The following is a 17,937-nucleotide window of genomic DNA, read 5'->3' as shown; positions in this document are numbered from 1 at the left end:
CTTCCTATCAATTTGCCCAAAAAATCTGGATCGCCCAGATCGCGTATGCAAATACTGCAACAATCACTGCAGAAGTCAGCACTAAACGCAGACCGTTTGCTGAAGGACCCATTTGACGAGTAGTCACATAGTCAGTGAATACTTGCCACATACCAATCCAAGCATGCGCAACAAGAGATAAGACAGACAATAAAGATAAAATCTTCATTGGTGTTGTCATCATAAAGCCATACCATTGCTCAAAAGTGAATCCGCTATTGCAAAGGATCCAGCCCAGTACAACAATAGTATAAACAGCCAATACAACGGCACTTACACGTTGGATAAACCAATCGCGTGAACCTGATCCTGTTAAACCTGTAGCACTTTTCATTAGAGAACAATCCATACAAATGCCGCAACAATACCGATTGCAGACAAGATCAATGAAATAGTAGCTGCGATACGACCACTTTGAAGTTCTTCAGCAACGCCAAGATCTGCAAATAGATGCTTGATACCACCGATAAGGTGATAAATTAAGCCGGCTACAAATACCCATACGACAAAACGCACAATAAAGCTGTCAAACACAGCCTGAACTTGCGCAAAACCTTCAGGTGAAGATAAAGATTTGTCTAAAATCCAAAGAAGGACCGGTACGAGTAAAAATACGATAACACCTGATAGACGGTGTAAAATTGATGCAATAGCCACAGGGGATTTTAAGTTTACTTCTAAAACTTGACCCATGGACAAATTGACAGGTCTGTTGCTTTTCACAGCGGGCATCCTGTAAGTAAAAACTCCATCCGGAGTTTGTTGGAATTAATTCGTAGGAAAGCTAGCATAGTCAGACATTACAATATAATAAACTCTGCAGCTGTCTGATCTTATAAACGACAGGGAATTATAAAACGTGAACTTTCAAAACACAAACAAAGACAATTAGGAATTTTGCAAAATATCCTTAAATAAGAATCATTAACAATAACTTTTCTAAAAAAAAATACCTTATTTATCTAAGAAAATCATACTATGTTGTTGGTTTTAATCAGTTAAATGTAAATTTAACTTATTGTTTTTGTGTGTATATAGCGATTTAAACTTTTAGACTAAAGATGAACAAATCTAAATCTTTCTTTTCCCACTACATTTTAAAATCTTCCAACACATTCGCCAAGCCATAATCATAAAAATAAATGTGCATCATTTTCTCAAATGATAAAACTTAAAGATCATGAAACGAAATAAGTACTTAGTCTGTGCATAAAAATCTCAGTAACAGCAAATCTGTTCAATAAAACGCCATTATTTACCTTTCCAATGACAGAAATGATCATTTATTAAGCTTTTTAAGGCGTTTAATTAACTATTTTTTAACCAAACGAACTTTTTTTTAAGGGCGATTAAGTCGTTTTAATTATGAATAAGAAAACAGCAATTTAGAGCCACAGATGTGTGTAAGTTACGAAAATTATAATAATTTAATGAAATAGCGGTCTTGTAATTCATATTTGTTTCAGAGTTTTTAAGAATTAAAAATTGCTTACAATTAAGGCAATAGGCTTTTTTTAATCTGCACCTCCCCTGCAATTTGACTTATTATACTGCGTCGGCACTGTGATTTTACTCATTTTTTAAGCGGATGAATTGTGCTTCATTCCAAGGAATGATCCTCAATTTATATCCATAAGTATAATTGACAAAATTTCAGTTCCCTCTAATCTTAGAGCAAATTTTTGATCTGTCTGATTCTCGCATTAAAAGATTAGTACTGAGTCAGATAAAACATTCACCAGGACAGGAGATCTATTGAATGTCTGAAGCAACTGGCAAAAAAGCCGTTTTACAGCTTGATGGCAAAGAAATTGACTTACCAATTTACAGTGGCACTCTAGGCCCAGATGTAATTGACGTTAAAGATGTGTTGGCCGCAGGTCACTTTACTTTTGATCCTGGTTTTGTCTCAACGGCTGCTTGTGAATCTAAAATCACTTTCATTGACGGCGGTAAAGGTGTTCTTCTACACCGTGGCTACCCAATCGACCAGCTTGCTACTAAAGCAGACTACTTAGAAACTTGCTACCTTCTTTTGAACGGCGAGCTTCCTACTGCTGAACAAAAACAAGAATTCGATGCTAAAGTTCGTAACCACACTATGGTTCACGATCAAGTTGGCCGTTTCTTCAATGGTTTCCGTCGTGACGCTCACCCTATGGCGATCATGTGTGGTGTTGTTGGTGCGCTTTCTGCGTTCTATCACAACGGTTTCGATGTTGAAAACATTGACCACCGCGAAATCACTGCTATTCGCTTAATCGCTAAAGTTCCTACTTTAGCTGCTTGGACTTACAAATACACAGTAGGCCAACCATTCGTTTACCCACGTAACGACTTAAGCTACGCAGAAAACTTCTTGTACATGATGTTTGCTACTCCTGCAGACCGTGATTACAAAGTTGACCCTATTCTTGCTAAAGCAATGGACCGTATCTTCACGCTTCATGCTGACCACGAACAAAACGCGTCTACTTCTACAGTACGTCTTGCTGGTTCTACTGGCGCTAACCCATACGCATGTATCGCTGCGGGTATCGCGGCTCTATGGGGACCTGCTCATGGCGGCGCGAACGAAGCTGTTCTTAAGATGCTTGATGAAATCGGCACTGTAGAAAACGTTGCTCCGTTCATGGAAAAAGTGAAAACTAAAGAAGTTAAACTTATGGGCTTCGGTCACCGAGTTTACAAAAACTTCGATCCACGTGCGAAAGTAATGAAAGAGACTTGTGACGAAGTGTTAACTGCACTTGGTATCAACGATCCACAACTTGCTTTGGCTATGGAACTTGAACGTATTGCGCTTTCTGACGAATACTTCATCAAACGTAACCTATACCCTAACGTAGACTTCTACTCAGGTATCATCCTTAAAGCGATTGGTATCCCAACAGAAATGTTTACAGTAATCTTCGCTCTTGCACGTACTGTTGGTTGGATCAGCCACTGGTTAGAAATGCACAGCGCACCTTACAAAATCGGTCGTCCTCGTCAGCTTTACACTGGCGAAACTCAACGCGATATCCAAGGTCGTTAATTCGAAAGAATTGTGCGAATCTAAAAACCGTCCCTTTGGGGCGGTTTTTTTATGCAGCTAGATTTATTTTGCACTTTAAAACAGCCCCATCTGACTGATTTTTCAACTCAATCATTAGATAAAACGATGTCTCACAAGTTATAAAGTATGCTGTTTATTGCTGAGTGTATTTTAAATCGCCATTTTCTAGAAAATCTCACACTGCTTCATCAGATATCGTCATAAAAAAGCCTAATTCCACGTAGAAATTAGGCTGTAAACAAAAGGTTTAAATATTGATGATGCTTTATTTTAGCTTATTAAGTTAAGTAACTTTTATTAAGCAACCTTCTCTAAGCAACCGACTCATAGTCTGTCAAGTCCACCTGTTTAAGACGCTGCTTTAACTGTTTCAGTGACCACGGCCAAGCTACAAAATTGCGTCCATTGGCATCTAAGTAATAGCTCTTACAGCCGCCACTATTAAAGACTGTAGTCTGTAAATGTGTCTGTACTTTTGCATTGTGATAGGCCAATACATTTGGCTTAATTTCAAGCCGTTGTATCTTCTCTTGTTTCATTTTTACCAAAGCATCAACGATATACCCAACCTGTGCTTCTGCAATCCCAATGAATGAGTCATAAACCAAAATATTTGGCCCAAGCACCAAGAAGGCATTAGGTACTTGCGCGATACTGGTACCCAAAAACGCTTCAGGAGAACTGTTTTTCCAAAGTTCTGACAATAACTCCCCTTTGGCATTTTTTACACGTTGCCCAATCGGCGGATGAGAAACTTCAAAACCTGTGCCCCAAATAATGACATCGACTTCATGACGTTCACCATTTGCAGCGATGACAGTATTACCTTCTATTTCCACTAAACCATGTGGCACAAGTTCAACATTGGCTTGCTGCAAAGCAGGATAATAGTTATTGGCAAATAAAAGACGCTTACAACCAATAGAAAAGTTTGGTGTTACTTTTTCAAGTAATTCAGTATCTTGAATTTGTGTTTTCAACAACTGACGACCTAAATAATTCACAGGCTCTAGTAGTGAAGGATTACGCAGTCCTAAATTAATACCATTTAATATACCGGCCACACTTTTGCGCCAAGTTTCTTGAACAGTCGGAAAACGGGTAATGATGCCTTTCGCACGGTCATTCAGTGGTAAATCTGCTTTTGGTAATACCCATGGCGCAGTCCGTTGAAACACCACCACATTTTTGGCAATAGGTTGAATCTGAGGAATAAACTGAATCGCAGATGCCCCCGTACCAATCACTGCAATACGTTTATCTTTTAAGTCATAGGCATGGTTCCATCGCGCAGAATGGAACATTTCACCTTCAAAGCTTTCAATACCTTTAATTTTTGGAATTTGCGGTTCAGTAATCGGCCCAGTGGAAAAGATCACTGTTCTTGCCGCATACTTACCTTTACTGGTCTCCAATTGCCATTGCTTTAATTGCTCATTCCATTCCGCTGCAATTAATTCACAATTGAACTGAATGTTGCGATACAGCGCATGCTGCTCCGCAACACCTTCTAAATAGTTCAGAATCTCAGGTTGCTTGGCAAATAAATGACTCCATTTATGACTCGGTGCAAATGAAAAAGAATATAAAGCCGAAGGGACATCACATCCACAACCTGGATAGGTGTTGTCGCGCCATGTTCCTCCTACGCGATTGGCTTTTTCCAAAACCACATAATCGGTATAACCTCGTTCATTCATTTGATGAGCGGCAGCTAAACCGGATATCCCCACACCAATCACAATGGTATCGTAGACACGCACTTGATTTTCTACGCTTGGTTTTTGTAGGCTAGGTTCTGGCTCTGCTTGGTCTTGTACTGCTTTTTTAGCTTTAGCAGAAGACGATGCAGGACGACGTGCATTAGTATGTGCTGTGGGCTTTTTAGTTTGAGTTTTCTCTTGATCTAATGCTTTTACATCTTCGTCATGTAATTGTGTCGGCATGTTCATGCTTTTGCTCCCGACTTTTTAATATAGTTGTTAAATATGGGATAACCCACCCCCAATAAACGGGTATAGGTTTGCGGGGATAAACGCTTTAACCACCAAAATAATTTGGCATCAGGTTGCGGAATGGTGTACAACTTCCCTGCATCTAAATTATTCAATGTCAAATTGACTACATCGTGGCTCGTCGTAAATGCATGATTCATCAGCAGTTGATCAGCTAAGCTTGAATATCGATTGGGCAAGCGTCCATTCTTCATGATATTGGTCGGCACCAAGGTTGGGCACAGTACATTCACACGGATATTTGCCGATCGGAGCTCTGCCGATAAAGTTTCAGACAATGCCAACACACTCGACTTCGTCACGTTATATGCTGTCATTTCTGGTGCAGCAGTATATGCCGCAGCAGAAGCAACATTAATAATCGCGCCGCCCTGCTTATTTTGTTTCAACTTGGGTACAAAATAATGGCAGCCATGCACCACACCCCACAAATTGACATGCATACACCACTGCCAGTCATCTAAACTCAGTTCATCAAATTTACCACCCAGCCCGACGCCTGCATTGTTGATCACTAAGGTCACAGCATGTCCCATCAACTGCTCAGCTTGCTCTGACAATGCTTTTACTTCTTCAGCCTTACCGACATCACACTGCACTGCATATGCGTTTGATGAGGTCATGGATTGAATTTGATCCACCGTTTCTTGCGCTGCATCTAAATGAATATCTGCACAGACCACTGTTCCGCCACGACGTGCCAACTCCAAAGCGAAACTTCGCCCAATACCACTGCCTGCACCGGTGACCACTGCATAGGCATTTTCACTTGGCTTGTTCTTTTTTCCAAATAGACCCATGGTTTTGTCCTTTTATCGTTTTAATGCTGGGGTAAATTCTTTGACAAAATATGGTGTCAACACTCCATCAACAGGGTTCAACAAACGCTTTTTGTAATATTCAAGAAATGCAGAAGTGTCATGATCATTCGGGTGAAAACTTGGTCGTAAATAATCAAAAATATGCCCGAGGCTACTGCCATAGACACCATCTTTTAAACCAAAAATCAGTTGGAAACTGCGCGGAACATCTTTCCAGTAGCTTAGGCTAATCAGGTTCGAGGGTTTTCTGTAAAATGGTACAATCGAGGCACCAATTGAAATCAAACCCAAAATGGTAATTAATGCAGGGAAGAAACCAGCAATACGTAAAGCATAATTACCAGATAATTCTTGATATACATCATAGGCAATGTCTTTGTGTTCAGACTCTTCCAACATATGCCACATCCAAATGGCACGTTGCTTTTCATCAATTGATCTAAAGAAAATTTCCTCATGATTCATCATGTATTCGGCAAGCACTGCGGTGAAATGCTCAATTGCCGCCATTAAGGATAATTTCATTGGCTGCGGCATACGCTCAAAGCCATAAGCAAAGACGTAATGTTCTAACTTTCTGAAAAATTGCACAGGCAGATTTCTTGCGCGATACGCTTCATTCATTTCTTCATGCATACGTGAATGAATAGCCTCTTGCCCAATCAATGAAGTGACACATTGTCTTAATACAGGATCTTGAATAAAGTCACGATGAAAACGTGCTGTATCGATCACCAAATCTTCACCACGGGTTAAGAAAATAGATAAAGATGCAAAATAGGCACTGGCCAATTCTGCATTCATATAAAATTTTGGATCAATTTTTTCTGGTTCGAAATCAAATTTCATATGACGAATAGGAACAACGGCAGACTGTTTTGTTGGGTCAAAGACAGGGCCTGCAAATACGCGTGCTAACGTTTTTTTTATCGGTTGAAAAGCGCTCATGATTTTGCTCTCAATTTGGGTGTTTACCGTTCATTGACTTCATGTCGATTAAAGTAAAAACACATAGATTGAGGATCAAATTAAGTGAGATAGATCACTAGACCATTAGTAAAACCGACCTCTCGATTTGCAAAAATGCTCAAATATTTTCTTTGTCAGACAATCTTTAAAACATCGGTGTTGTATGGCTCAAAAGCTTGTCATTAAAGGTCATGGCGTATTTTGAGTGAGTGATGATTATTGGATTTTTTGCACTTCACCGGTCGCAGATTGATAGACCCATTGATGATCAAACAGGCTGTCGTCTAAATGATCCAGTTTAAAATTACCGATAGCCACAGCATAGAATCCATTGCCCTGCTGCTTAAAATGTGTGATCTCTTGCATGAGTTCTTCAGTCAGTTGACCCATAATAAAGTCGGAAATCACCACCACATCGGCATGTACAAAATTCGGTTGTTTCAGCATGTCCACGGCATGATTCATCGCAGGGATAATATCTGTTCCCCCATGAAATGACTGCCCTAAAAAGTGAATGACATCATCCAAAGCACTATTATGTTGTAAATTCAGCGCGGTTAAATTGGTCGAGAAATTTACCAAATACATCGCTCGCTTTTCTTTTAGCGCTCGAATCGATAAATATAGACAAATCGCTTTGGAAATCAGTTCAGGTTGTCCATTCATTGAGCCACTGGTATCTAAGCAGACAATCATCGGGCCTTTTTGTCCGACTCGACGCTGCGTATGGCGTGGGTCTTCGATCACTCGTCCCTGTTGCTGATCTTGTCGATTAAAACTCATCAGGTTAGATTCTAAATATTTCAAATCAAATAAAACCTGCAAGTCTGGATCGGCTAATAGCGCCAACTCGCTAGGTAAAGCCATACTGAGTTCTTGTGCCAATTTAATTCCAGTAATTTCCTCTTGCGCCATCGGGGTGTGAATAAGCTGCTGCGGTTCTTGTTCTAACTGAGCAGAAATCCGCTTACGTGGCATATTCGGCTGTGCGCTTCCGATCATTTGGCATAGACGTTTAAGCGCCCGATCTTGCTCGAGATAATTGGCCCATTGCTCAAAGTTTTGTAAGTCTTGCGCAGTTAATTGCCCTTTGGAATAGTCTAGAAAAATCCCAGTTTCAAACCCGACACTGTCATGGTGCTTGACCATTTTCGACAATGCTGCAAGAAAATCTTTGATTTCATCTAAAAAGGCATCGCGTTGTAAACGGAGTTGCTCAAACTCCCAATGCGCAATAGCTTCGGTCAATTTACGTTGCCATTTGCCTTTGAATAGCTCAATGTGTAATTGACGCTGCTGCTCGGTCTGCAACGACTGTTGGCTCTGTTGCCACATTTCAGTAAATTCTGGAATCCCCAAGGTTTGCATAAAGGCGGCATATTCAGTGTGGAATTGAACAAAATCGCCCTGCTCCCAATGCTTTAACGCAAGCCAATGTTCCAATTGCTGCTGCGCCACTGCATAGGGATGCTGCTGATCTAAACTCGATTTTGCCTGAAAGGCCCATTCCTGAATTTTTTGATCGAGCTTTTTTGCCACTTTATGATCATCCAACCAATGTTTTAAGCTGGATTGTTTTAATTCATCATAAAGCTGCGAACTTAATTCATCGAGTGCCGATTGGGTTTGGTGTCTTGTCGGTTTTAATTGCGACATAACTGTTCCAGACGCTCACAATCTTGCAACTGCAATTGATATCTTGCCAATTGCTGCTCAATAGATTGAATCAAATGTTGAATATCCTGTTCAGTGACAAAGACCGATTTAAACTGATGTTTTTGACTGTTAAATCGTTCCGTTAACAGTTCCAATTCTGTTTGAAACAGTGCTTTGAGCTGTTGAACTTCGTGTAACAGCTCATATTGGCTTTGTGCTGAAAGAGAGCTGCGTGGACTACCTTTGGTATGTTTTATATACGGCGTCACCACTTCTTCTAAGCCGTAATAGCCACCTTTTAACGTACACACTCTTGAACCATTAAAATTACACACGATTCCACGCACTTCTTCACCCGTATCATCTAAGGCAAAGAAGTCCTTTTTCGTATCCATTTTATCCAGTTCGAGATACAACACTTTATCTTTATAGTGTCGATCTAGATTGGTCACTGCACGCAAGTAGTCAATGCCATGAATTAAATAACTCTCATACACATCATCGGTATAATAAAAATGATTGAGCACCCGCTGTTCAAGTGCATCCTTCTCTGCCACATGCTGTTCGAACTGCAACCCATAATTTAAGCCATTTTCAGCCAATACTTCATCTATCTGCTGTGAAACAAAACCAATGTCTTCAGGCTGATTCCATAAACAATGTTTTAAAATTAATAAATCACTCAAAATCACCGATGAACGATCATTTAAAAATGCACAGGCTTTGACTAAATAAGCCACACGTTGCCAACGACGGTCAGAGACATAGACCACGTGATCTTCAAAGTTATGATTGAGTCGAGTTTTAAGTTGATCAAACAGATTTAAAATCGATTCGGGTAAATCCACCTGATAAATCTGTTCCCGCCAATCTTGTAACTCTGCTTTTGTTATTTTTAAAGTTGCATCGACTTCAACACTGACTTGACTCGGTTTGGCCTCTAATAGTGCATGGAAGTTTTCTGCAATAGCAATCGGCGGCACTTCTAAACGCAAAATAAAACGATCATACAATGCATCTAGACCTTGATTTGGTTCGGGAATTTCATTCGATGCACTAACCAAAACATTCAATGGAACTTTTTGGACAATGTCACCATTTTTAAAACTCCGCTCATTCACCAAGGTCAGTAAAGTATTTAAAATCGCTGGACTGGCTTTCCAAATTTCATCTAAAAAAGCAAAATCTGCTCGTGGTAAATAATGTTCTGTTTTACGAATATATTGATCTTCTTTTAAGGCTTTGATCGATACCGGTCCAAAAATTTCTTCCGGTGTACTGAAACGATTCATCAAGTATTCAAAATAGTCATGGACTTCAAAAGCAGACGCGATTCGACGCGAAATCAAACTTTTTGCTGTGCCGGGCAAACCATATAAAAAGGTATTCATGCCCGCAACACCAGCCAGCAAACTCAATGCAATAATCTGCTCGCGTTCATACATATTTTTGCTGATTTCAGAAATTAAAGTATTGATCCTTGCTTGCATCTGACTATCTGTTCGACCGAAAACTAAATTGTAACGCCCTAACCGATTTTTCGCTGTAGCAGATGCAAAAATATCGCTCTTTAAATACAGCGCAACAGCTTGATATTGTATTTTCAGGTTATAGTAAATCTACACATCCCTTTGGAACAATAAACACTTTTCATCATGTTGCCTTTCTTTCACACACTCATTCGGCTGCTAAAACTTGAAGGTTTTAAATATCGATCCCTCACGGCAGGTGAAATATCCATGTGTCGCAGTGTGTTTGGTGATTTAATTCAATATGAGCAAGTGAAAGTGATGAATCACCCTTTTTTGCCTTGGCAATCGGCGCATGTGGTCATGGCGCCTCAGGGGTATATCCATGCACGAAATTTACTGTTTAAAGCGGACTATGCCAAAGCGTCTTTAGGATATCGCGCCCTGTTTATTCATGAGATGGCCCATGTTTATCAATACCAGCAGCAGATCAATGTTTTGGGTCGGGGTGCTGTTTTACAGATGGCGTATTTCTTTAGTTTTAAAAAATATAATCCTTACCACTATACCCTCAAAGCACACAAAGTATTTTTTGACTACAACATTGAGCAACAAGGCGACATTGCACGTGACATCTATTTAAAGCGAATTAAAAATATTATTTTATATCCAGAACTTGTTCATCAAATTGAGCTATAAAGCTTCCATGCTCTGTAGCGAATATTTTTAGATAAAATTGAATATCGCCTGATCATTCTATTTCACACTATTGCTCGACCATTGACGCTATTTTGAGTACAAAAAAACAGCATTAATATTTACTTTATGGCACATAAGCTCAGCTAGGCTTTTAAAAGCTATGAATACCTCTAGTATCTCGCTTAAATTCAGATAAAATAGGCTCACCTTATTTTTTTGCTTTGCATCAAAACAAGTGAATTATCATACGATGATGGTGTTTTGTTTTCGCCTTTCGGCAGTATTTTTCGTATCTAAATACACTCGCTGAATAATCACAATAATACAAATCAGTGTGTTAAGTGTATTCACCTATAGGAATAGGATTTAGTTGGAATGAATAGTTTTAAAATTGCACTTGCTCAGTTCTCTCCGCATATTGGTAATCTAGAATCAAACGCAGCAAAAATGCTTCAACAAGCCAATGTTGCAAAAGAACAGAACGCAGATATTATTGTTTTTCCGGAACTTTCTACAGTTGGTTATCCTGCTGAAGATTTATTATTACGTCCAAGTTTAAATAAACGTACACAGCAAGCTTTTGAACAATTAGCGAGCGTTAAGGACATCGTTTTAGTCTTTGGTTTTGTAAATCAAACTGAAGATGGTCAGCGCTATAACTCTGCTGCTGTCATGAAAAATGGTCAAGTTCTCGGGATTTACAATAAACAAAATCTTCCAAACTATAGCGTTTTTGATGAAAAACGTTATTTCAGTGAAGGTCATCAACACCTTGTCTTTGAATATTTAGGTCATAAGTTTGGTGTGTTGATTTGCGAAGATGTTTGGGCCTTACCAACTGTTCAACAACTTGCTCAGTTAAATGTTGAAACCGCTTTGGTGTTGAATGCTTCACCTTATGAAGTTGGTAAACCACAGCATCGCATTGAAACAATGGCTGCATTGACCAAACAATTGAACATCAATTTGGTTTACTGCAACCAAGTCGGCGGTCAAGACGATCTTGTCTTTGATGGCACAAGCTTTGTAATGAACAATTCAGGTGAAGTTGCATTGCAAGCACCGAGTTTTGTTGAAGATCTATATATCGCAGAATACGATGCCGAACAAAAAGCCTTTAAAACAGGTACAATCACCCCTGTATTAAATACCATGGCTGAAATCTATCAAAGCCTTGTGATCGCAACACGTGACTACGTACAACGTTCAGGCTTCCCAGGTGTGATTTTAGGTCTATCTGGTGGTATTGACTCAGCATTAACTTTAGCGATTGCTGCCGATGCAATTGGTGCCGATAAAGTTCAAGCGGTCATGATGCCATATACTTATACTGCGCAAATCAGTGTTGAAGATGCGGCTGAACAAGCCAAGAATATGGGCGTGACTTTTGGTATTGCCGAAATCAATCCAATTGTGAATGGTTTTATGCAAACCTTGTTCCCATTCTTTGGTGATGCACCGACCGATGCGACTGAAGAAAACTTACAAGCGCGTTCTCGCGGTACATTGTTAATGGCCTTATCGAACAAGTTCGGCAATTTAGTCCTTTCTACAGGTAACAAGTCTGAATTATCTGTTGGCTACTGCACATTGTACGGTGACATGGTCGGTGGCTTTGCGGTTCTTAAAGACGTCTATAAAACGATTGTATTTGAACTAGCAAAATACCGTAACAGCATTTCAGAAACACCAGTGATTCCTGAACGTGTAATTACTCGCCCACCTTCTGCGGAACTTCGTCCAGATCAGAAAGACCAAGACTCATTACCTGAATACGAAGTATTGGATGCCATCTTGTATGCGTATATCGAAGAAGACATGAGCCAAGATGACATCATTACCAAAGGTTTTGATGCTGAAGTTGTGAAAAAAGTGATCCGTTTGGTTGATCTAAACGAATACAAACGTCGCCAAGGCGCGATCGGTCCACGTATCAGCTCACGTGCATTTAGCCGTGAACGTCGCTATCCGATCGTGAATGGTTGGAAACCGGGTATCTAATTACTTGATTCAAATCAAAAAAGCCCAGTTATAGAACTGGGCTTTTTTATAGGCGCAAAATACGCAGCAGTAAAAGTACACAATAACTGAGATGTTCCTATTAAAAGTTAAGCTATCAATTCAAATATTAAAGATTTGAGTTCTCTTTTATTTCTACATAGACATCGTGAATAGATCATTTTATTAGTGCTGTAATTATTTCAATTTATTTGACTTTTTCTAGGCACAAAAAAAGAGACCAAGCTGAGAGCTTGGTCTATAAAAATGGTGGCTATGACGAGACTTGAACTTGTGACCCCCGCATTATGAGTGCGGTGCTCTAACCAACTGAGCTACATAGCCGTAAACTGTGGTGGCATTATCTAGATTTCACACATTATCGTCAAGCATTTTTGTATGCAATTGTTCAGAGTTTAAACAAGCAAAGTTCAAGATGTTACTATTTAAGCAAATCATGCTATTTTTAGCCCTAATTACTATATTTTTTGATTAAAAATTAGAGTTTTATCATGCAAGTCAATTCGATAAAAAAAGCCTGTCTGACCCTCAGCCTAGCCGTCATGACCTTGACGGGCTGCCAAATCGTTTCGCCTATTTTTGTTGACTACTATGGTGTGCGACGTGATGTGGCGACTTGGATTAATAAACAGCCCTTATTGAGCATGCAACAAAAGCGCAGCATGGCTCAACTTAGCCGAGCACAGCAACCCATCATTCGTCTCGACTTCAATGATCAGGAGAAATTAGTCAGTGTTGCTCGCGCCAATGAAGCTGCAATGTATTGTGCCAATCAGTATTTATCAGCTCGACAGATTCAACGCCTACAGAAACAGATCTTTCCTGAAGATACTTTGCATAAATTAAGCTTGCTTGAGCAACAAGCGTTGCATATTACCCTGACAGAGCAACAGAAACAGTGTGATTAAAACCATGTCCGCTGTTAAATGAAATTATCAAAGCTCAATTTTTTCTGCACCAAATTGTCTTACAATCTAGACATAGCTGCTTACATTATTGAGCATTTTTGCTATCGCTAAGCGAGGTGAAAACAAGTCTATATTTTTGCAATATTTTTATTGCAAATTTCGCAATATCCTTATGAATTTACTTGGTTTTATTCCCAAATAAAAAAGCGTATGATGAAACTATGATCAATGTAAGTAGCGCTTTTTTTCAGGTTTTTCCATCCAAATTCAATTGATCAGATAAGGAGAAATAAGATGGCTTTAAATAATATTTTAGTTCCAGTGGACGGTTCAGAAACTTCTTATGCTGCGGTGGCTAAAGCTGTCGAGTTTGCAAAAACTTTTGGCAGTAAAATTACTGTGGTTCAAGTACTGACGCTCGATCCATATATTGCTGCAGAGTATATTTCAGCAGCGCAAACCAATGATTTAATTGAACGTGCTCGTGCATCGATTTTAAATACACTTGAAGAAGCAAAAGCGAAATTTTCAACTGAAGGTGTCACTGTTGAAACTCGCTTACTTGAAGGTCAAGTGGTGCATACTGAACTGGTTAAAGCTGCAGAAGAAACACATGCGGACTTGATTATTATTGGTTCACATGGCCGTACAGGGATCAAAAAATTCTTCTTGGGCAGCGTAGCTCAAAGCGTACTAGGTGCTTCAGACATTCCTGTTTTGGTTGTACGCAAATAAGCCATTAGATTTATAGCGTGAAATAAAAAGCCTTCTGATCCTAGAGGGCTTTTTATTGACTACTTCATCAATTATAAAATTATAATTCTATGTTTAAGGCAAGGATTTTTTAAGGTATCCATTGATATTGTTTCAATGAGATGCGTCCATTCACTACAAAGACATTTTCGGCTGTCAATTTCAATTGCTGGATATTTTCGCCTTTTTCATTGCAACGCTGCGTGCTGATTTTTCCCTGAGCATTGACCACTCGATGCCATGGGATCGTTGATGTTGCATCTAGATGCTTAAGTACATAGCCAACCAGTCGTGCATGCTTCGGTAAACCCGCTAATTTGGCAATTTGTCCGTAAGTGGCAATCTTCGCCTGCGGTATCAATTGAATAACCGACAAAATTTGCGTTGCCAATTCATCACTCTGCTTCATCTGATCTCCTTTGAGCCGCATAAAAAAAGAGAACCCGAAGGTTCTCTTTGATTAATACTTAATTTTGACAGATTAGTACAGTAATTGGTTGTGATCGATTAAGTCTTGCAAAGTCACATCGGTATTTTTCAAAGTGAGTAATTCAACTTTATCGCCAAATTTAGACTCTGTTCCATCACGATCAATACTGATCACGGTGTTGCCCTTGCCATCAGATTTCACCGAAACAAACTGATCAATATTCGACTGATTGACATTTTGCCCTTGTAACAAGGCTTTGATATTCACTTTATCGCCTTCAGACGCATTAAAGTCATTCCAAGTATCATGTCCATTGCCACCCGTTGCATCTGCTTGATCCAATACTTTATAAATAACCGTATCAATGCCCGCTTTGGTGGTGAATCGATCATTGCCTACTTTATCTGTCACAGTGACTTCAATGGTTTCACCATTGGTTAATTAATTTTTAAATTCAACATCAAAATTCCCTGATAAATCCACTGTGCCTGCGCCAATGACTTTGCCATCTTGATCTTTTACTTCTACCGTTGTACCCGGCTCACCTTCACCTGTGACGTGCTCACCATCATCGGTGATCACCACATCTTTAGGCGCGTCAGGTTTAGTCGTATCCTTAGAACCACCAGAATAATCAGATTCACCAACAATAGCTGCACCCAATAAACCAGCACCGGCTGCTCCCGCAATCCAAGGTAAAATTACACCTGTCAAAGAATCGTTATAGAGCAGCGGTTCAATTTCATCTAAAGGTTGGTACTGAATAACATCCGCAATATCACCGTTGACTGTTGTAAATTTTGCCCAATACCATGTACCGTCTTCACCCTCAAATACCAAACTATTGTCTGGTGTCGCCTCACTAAAATAGTTTTGTACAGTAATCACTTCCCCATTTTTTTAAGGTGATTATTACGTCAGCACCATTCTTTGTAATTGAAGCAACATCCTCTTTCCGGATTTTGACTACGATGACAGAATTTTCGATAAGCCCAATTTGATTGGATTCAACTTGATCTAAGACTTTATGACTTTCTTTAGAAATGACAGAAATTTGCGGCATAGGTAAAACCTCATTTATTTGTATTAGGGCCGTTTTTATGCTTTTTGGTTTTGTAATGAATTGTTGGTGACTAATAATTTCTTTGATTACAACTCATTAAAAACAATTTTTTTAATTGTGTGCGTTCTATCATGCTTTGTGTATTTTTTTTGCATAATTGTGTGAATATTTTAATATTTTTATCAATACATTCAGATTTTAAATCCATCTTTATGCAAGTAATAACAAACACTTATTTATGTGATGTAAGTCACAATAACACCAATGAATGACCAGTCATAATTTCCCCCCATTTTGATGTACCATGATGAAACATAACTATAAATAAAAAAAAGGAAATGCTTAAGCATTTCCTTTTTTAAGTCACACAAAACAGTTTTAGAAGTTTTCAGGGTTCTCCAAACGACGAACTTCTTGCACTTTTTCTGGGTTATGTACAGCAGCAACACCATCATCCGCTTTGGTATCTATTAACGCTTCTGGGTTATAAACCGTAATGGTTTCATTACCATGAATATCTTCACCCACAATATATTGGAAACCCTTTTTATTCATTTTATGGCACATTCTTTGATACCAACCTTTGAAGCCTTTGGTTTCTTCATTCGGATTGTAATAAAAAGCATTCATCACAGCAGGTAAACCTAGGCCACACACGAGCCCCGACATTAATACCGCAATAAATGTATATCCAATCAAAATACTACTGTATTCACTAAGTTCAGGAATATTGGCAACTGCAAGGATTAAGGCCAATGAAATGCCTCCACGAACCCCACCCCACGATAAAATTGCAAGACTACCGTTATAACTTTTTTTACGGAAACTCGGGAAAAATGCGAAGGATAAATAGTTTGCTGCAAAGCGCGATGCATGCAAAATAATAAACGCCACCATACCGCCTAAAATCAAGCTGATACTTAAATCTAAGATAAATAATTCAAGACCGATCAGGGTAAATAAGAAGGAATTGATGATCCCTTCCACCGTATGCCAAAAATGATTGACTTCACGAATTTCACGATCTTGTAAAATTTCTTTCCATTTATTCCCAACAATCAAACCGCCAATGACACATGCAATAGGTGCAGATGCATGTGCGAAGAGTGCCACGAGATAAGATCCACATGCCAATAATGCTGTCGTTAAAATCAAGGATTCCATTTCATGTTTACCGCGGAGTAATCGTAAAATCCCTAAACCGAATGCCCAGCCAATGATGACGGCGACAACAATTTCATACAACAGCGTTTCAAGCGTGCCAATAACGGTAAAATGCTCACCTTGTAAGACATTTAGTAAGGTCATAAATACGGCAATACACATGGCATCATTAAAGAGGGATTCGCCTTCTAGTTTGACTATTAAGTGATGTGGCGCACGCACCGAACTTAGTACACCTTTCACCCCAATCGGGTCGGTTGCGCCCAAAGCCGCACCTAATAACAACAACACCAATAAATCAACATGATGACCAATTAAGAACTGATAACCATATAAGGCAACACCAAAAAACACCGCACAAAGTACCAAGGCAATACTGGCCAAAATACTGATCGGCTTCCAATGCAGACGTAAATCTGAAACTTTAAATTTCAAGGCTGATGAAGTCAAAATGAAACAAATCACGCCATTAATTAAAAAGTCATAAAAGTCGATATGACGAACGGCCTCTTCAATATTGTGTAAATTAATCGTCACAAATTGATTGCCATTGAGTAGACTTGCGCCCCATTGCAAAATAAAGACAAAAATTGCAGAAACAATGGGAACACCTATGGCTTGTGGAAAGCCCAAGATACGTTTATTAAAAATCGTGGTTGCAATCGAAAGTGCAAAAATAACGGTAAAAACCTGTAGAAAAAAATAATTTCCCATTTCGTTCCCAATTTTGGTGCTGTGTCGCCTACAGAGTGAGATATAGGTATTTTGAAAATAAATACTAAATTTTTTAGTATTTGGAAATAAAATATTCTAACGAATTTTATCTAAATTACGTGTATCAATTCAGTTTTTTTCACATCTTTTATCAAGATCA

17 protein-coding genes and 1 tRNA gene are annotated in these 17,937 nt (G+C 39.1%); 5 read left to right on the top strand and 13 right to left on the bottom strand.

Translation table 11 applies throughout. The features are described from left to right. Window positions 1-7: 7 nt before the first annotated feature. On the bottom strand, window positions 8-373 hold the full coding sequence (sdhD, locus tag FTV38_RS00230; RefSeq protein ID WP_078189907.1) for a succinate dehydrogenase, hydrophobic membrane anchor protein: 366 nt from the start codon (window positions 371-373) through the stop codon (window positions 8-10). After that, window positions 373-771: a succinate dehydrogenase, cytochrome b556 subunit gene (sdhC, locus tag FTV38_RS00225; protein ID WP_078189908.1), complete on the bottom strand. Its 399-nt coding sequence runs from the start codon at window positions 769-771 to the stop codon at window positions 373-375. Before sdhC ends, sdhD begins: the two co-directional genes overlap by 1 nt. A gap of 1,027 nt (window positions 772-1,798) precedes the next feature. On the opposite strand from sdhC, the gene gltA reads away from it, so the two are divergent. Further along, window positions 1,799-3,076: a citrate synthase gene (gltA, locus tag FTV38_RS00220; RefSeq protein WP_078189909.1), complete on the top strand. Its 1,278-nt coding sequence runs from the start codon at window positions 1,799-1,801 to the stop codon at window positions 3,074-3,076. 332 nt (window positions 3,077-3,408) lie between these two features. On the opposite strand, the gene FTV38_RS00215 is transcribed toward gltA, so the two are convergent. From FTV38_RS00215 to FTV38_RS00195, 5 genes are all read right to left on the bottom strand, one after another. Next, window positions 3,409-5,043, bottom strand: coding sequence for a flavin-containing monooxygenase (locus FTV38_RS00215; protein WP_373886997.1), 1,635 nt, complete (start codon window positions 5,041-5,043; stop codon window positions 3,409-3,411). Between the two features lie 2 nt (window positions 5,044-5,045). Beyond that, a complete protein-coding gene (locus tag FTV38_RS00210) occupies window positions 5,046-5,912 on the bottom strand; it encodes an SDR family oxidoreductase (protein WP_180020666.1) in 867 nt (288 codons plus the stop codon). 12 nt (window positions 5,913-5,924) lie between these two features. After that, window positions 5,925-6,881: a metal-dependent hydrolase gene (locus tag FTV38_RS00205; RefSeq protein ID WP_180020664.1), complete on the bottom strand. Its 957-nt coding sequence runs from the start codon at window positions 6,879-6,881 to the stop codon at window positions 5,925-5,927. Window positions 6,882-7,118: 237 nt separating this feature from the next. Continuing rightward, window positions 7,119-8,558 carry a VWA domain-containing protein gene (locus FTV38_RS00200; protein ID WP_180020662.1) on the bottom strand — a complete coding sequence of 480 codons (1,440 nt, stop codon included), beginning with the start codon at window positions 8,556-8,558 and terminating at the stop codon, window positions 7,119-7,121. Beyond that, a complete protein-coding gene (locus tag FTV38_RS00195) occupies window positions 8,546-10,048 on the bottom strand; it encodes an AAA family ATPase (protein WP_180011025.1) in 1,503 nt (500 codons plus the stop codon). Before FTV38_RS00195 ends, FTV38_RS00200 begins: the two co-directional genes overlap by 13 nt. 165 nt (window positions 10,049-10,213) lie before the next feature. Between FTV38_RS00195 and FTV38_RS00190 the strand changes: the two genes are divergently transcribed. Both FTV38_RS00190 and FTV38_RS00185 read left to right on the top strand, forming a co-directional pair. After that, window positions 10,214-10,726, top strand: coding sequence for a hypothetical protein (locus FTV38_RS00190; protein ID WP_180020660.1), 513 nt, complete (start codon window positions 10,214-10,216; stop codon window positions 10,724-10,726). Between the two features lie 375 nt (window positions 10,727-11,101). Next, window positions 11,102-12,727, top strand: coding sequence for an NAD+ synthase (locus tag FTV38_RS00185; RefSeq protein WP_180020658.1), 1,626 nt, complete (start codon window positions 11,102-11,104; stop codon window positions 12,725-12,727). Window positions 12,728-12,992: 265 nt separating this feature from the next. Here FTV38_RS00185 and FTV38_RS00180 read toward each other — a convergent pair. Continuing rightward, a tRNA-Met gene (locus FTV38_RS00180) sits at window positions 12,993-13,069 on the bottom strand. A 167-nt stretch (window positions 13,070-13,236) separates the two neighbouring features. Here FTV38_RS00180 and FTV38_RS00175 point away from each other — a divergent pair. Then, on the top strand, window positions 13,237-13,653 hold the full coding sequence (locus tag FTV38_RS00175) for a hypothetical protein (protein ID WP_180020656.1): 417 nt from the start codon (window positions 13,237-13,239) through the stop codon (window positions 13,651-13,653). 294 nt (window positions 13,654-13,947) lie between these two features. Beyond that, window positions 13,948-14,388 carry a universal stress protein gene (locus tag FTV38_RS00170; protein ID WP_078189919.1) on the top strand — a complete coding sequence of 147 codons (441 nt, stop codon included), beginning with the start codon at window positions 13,948-13,950 and terminating at the stop codon, window positions 14,386-14,388. A 109-nt stretch (window positions 14,389-14,497) separates the two neighbouring features. Here FTV38_RS00170 and FTV38_RS00165 read toward each other — a convergent pair whose 3' ends face one another. The 5 genes from FTV38_RS00165 to FTV38_RS00150 all read right to left on the bottom strand — a co-directional run bounded on the left by FTV38_RS00165 (window position 14,498) and on the right by FTV38_RS00150 (window position 17,777). Continuing rightward, a complete protein-coding gene (locus tag FTV38_RS00165) occupies window positions 14,498-14,815 on the bottom strand; it encodes an MGMT family protein (protein WP_180003903.1) in 318 nt (105 codons plus the stop codon). Window positions 14,816-14,887: 72 nt separating this feature from the next. Continuing rightward, a complete protein-coding gene (locus tag FTV38_RS00160) occupies window positions 14,888-15,247 on the bottom strand; it encodes a type I secretion C-terminal target domain-containing protein (protein ID WP_180020654.1) in 360 nt (119 codons plus the stop codon). 30 nt (window positions 15,248-15,277) lie between these two features. Continuing rightward, on the bottom strand, window positions 15,278-15,724 hold the full coding sequence (locus FTV38_RS18345) for an Ig-like domain-containing protein (RefSeq protein ID WP_373886996.1): 447 nt from the start codon (window positions 15,722-15,724) through the stop codon (window positions 15,278-15,280). Further along, entirely contained in the window at window positions 15,699-15,899 is a 201-nt protein-coding gene (locus FTV38_RS17990; RefSeq protein ID WP_257223721.1) for a BapA prefix-like domain-containing protein, read from the bottom strand. Before FTV38_RS17990 ends, FTV38_RS18345 begins: the two co-directional genes overlap by 26 nt. A gap of 378 nt (window positions 15,900-16,277) precedes the next feature. Further along, window positions 16,278-17,777 carry a sodium:proton antiporter gene (locus FTV38_RS00150; protein ID WP_180020652.1) on the bottom strand — a complete coding sequence of 500 codons (1,500 nt, stop codon included), beginning with the start codon at window positions 17,775-17,777 and terminating at the stop codon, window positions 16,278-16,280. Between the last annotated feature and the right edge of the window lie 160 nt (window positions 17,778-17,937).

It is taken from the genome of Acinetobacter sp. YH16044, from assembly GCF_013417145.1.
GTDB lineage: Bacteria > Pseudomonadota > Gammaproteobacteria > Pseudomonadales > Moraxellaceae > Acinetobacter > Acinetobacter amyesii.
Note: the sequence above shows the minus strand (reverse complement) of the source record. Positions and strands in the feature narration are given on the sequence as shown.

Coding starts and splice junctions, on each gene's coding strand:
- FTV38_RS00210 (WP_180020666.1), bottom strand. CDS start 5,912: ATGGGTCTATTTGGAAAAAAGAACAAGCCAAGTGAAAATGCCTATGCA.
- FTV38_RS00195 (WP_180011025.1), bottom strand. CDS start 10,048: ATGCAAGCAAGGATCAATACTTTAATTTCTGAAATCAGCAAAAATATG.
- FTV38_RS00170 (WP_078189919.1), top strand. CDS start 13,948: ATGGCTTTAAATAATATTTTAGTTCCAGTGGACGGTTCAGAAACTTCT.
- gltA (WP_078189909.1), top strand. CDS start 1,799: ATGTCTGAAGCAACTGGCAAAAAAGCCGTTTTACAGCTTGATGGCAAA.
- FTV38_RS00190 (WP_180020660.1), top strand. CDS start 10,214: ATGTTGCCTTTCTTTCACACACTCATTCGGCTGCTAAAACTTGAAGGT.
- FTV38_RS00185 (WP_180020658.1), top strand. CDS start 11,102: ATGAATAGTTTTAAAATTGCACTTGCTCAGTTCTCTCCGCATATTGGT.
- FTV38_RS00200 (WP_180020662.1), bottom strand. CDS start 8,558: ATGTCGCAATTAAAACCGACAAGACACCAAACCCAATCGGCACTCGAT.
- FTV38_RS17990 (WP_257223721.1), bottom strand. CDS start 15,899: ATGCCGCAAATTTCTGTCATTTCTAAAGAAAGTCATAAAGTCTTAGAT.
- FTV38_RS00215 (WP_373886997.1), bottom strand. CDS start 5,043: ATGCCGACACAATTACATGACGAAGATGTAAAAGCATTAGATCAAGAG.
- sdhC (WP_078189908.1), bottom strand. CDS start 771: ATGCCCGCTGTGAAAAGCAACAGACCTGTCAATTTGTCCATGGGTCAA.
- sdhD (WP_078189907.1), bottom strand. CDS start 373: ATGAAAAGTGCTACAGGTTTAACAGGATCAGGTTCACGCGATTGGTTT.
- FTV38_RS00150 (WP_180020652.1), bottom strand. CDS start 17,777: ATGGGAAATTATTTTTTTCTACAGGTTTTTACCGTTATTTTTGCACTT.
- FTV38_RS00205 (WP_180020664.1), bottom strand. CDS start 6,881: ATGAGCGCTTTTCAACCGATAAAAAAAACGTTAGCACGCGTATTTGCA.
- FTV38_RS00165 (WP_180003903.1), bottom strand. CDS start 14,815: ATGAAGCAGAGTGATGAATTGGCAACGCAAATTTTGTCGGTTATTCAA.
- FTV38_RS00175 (WP_180020656.1), top strand. CDS start 13,237: ATGCAAGTCAATTCGATAAAAAAAGCCTGTCTGACCCTCAGCCTAGCC.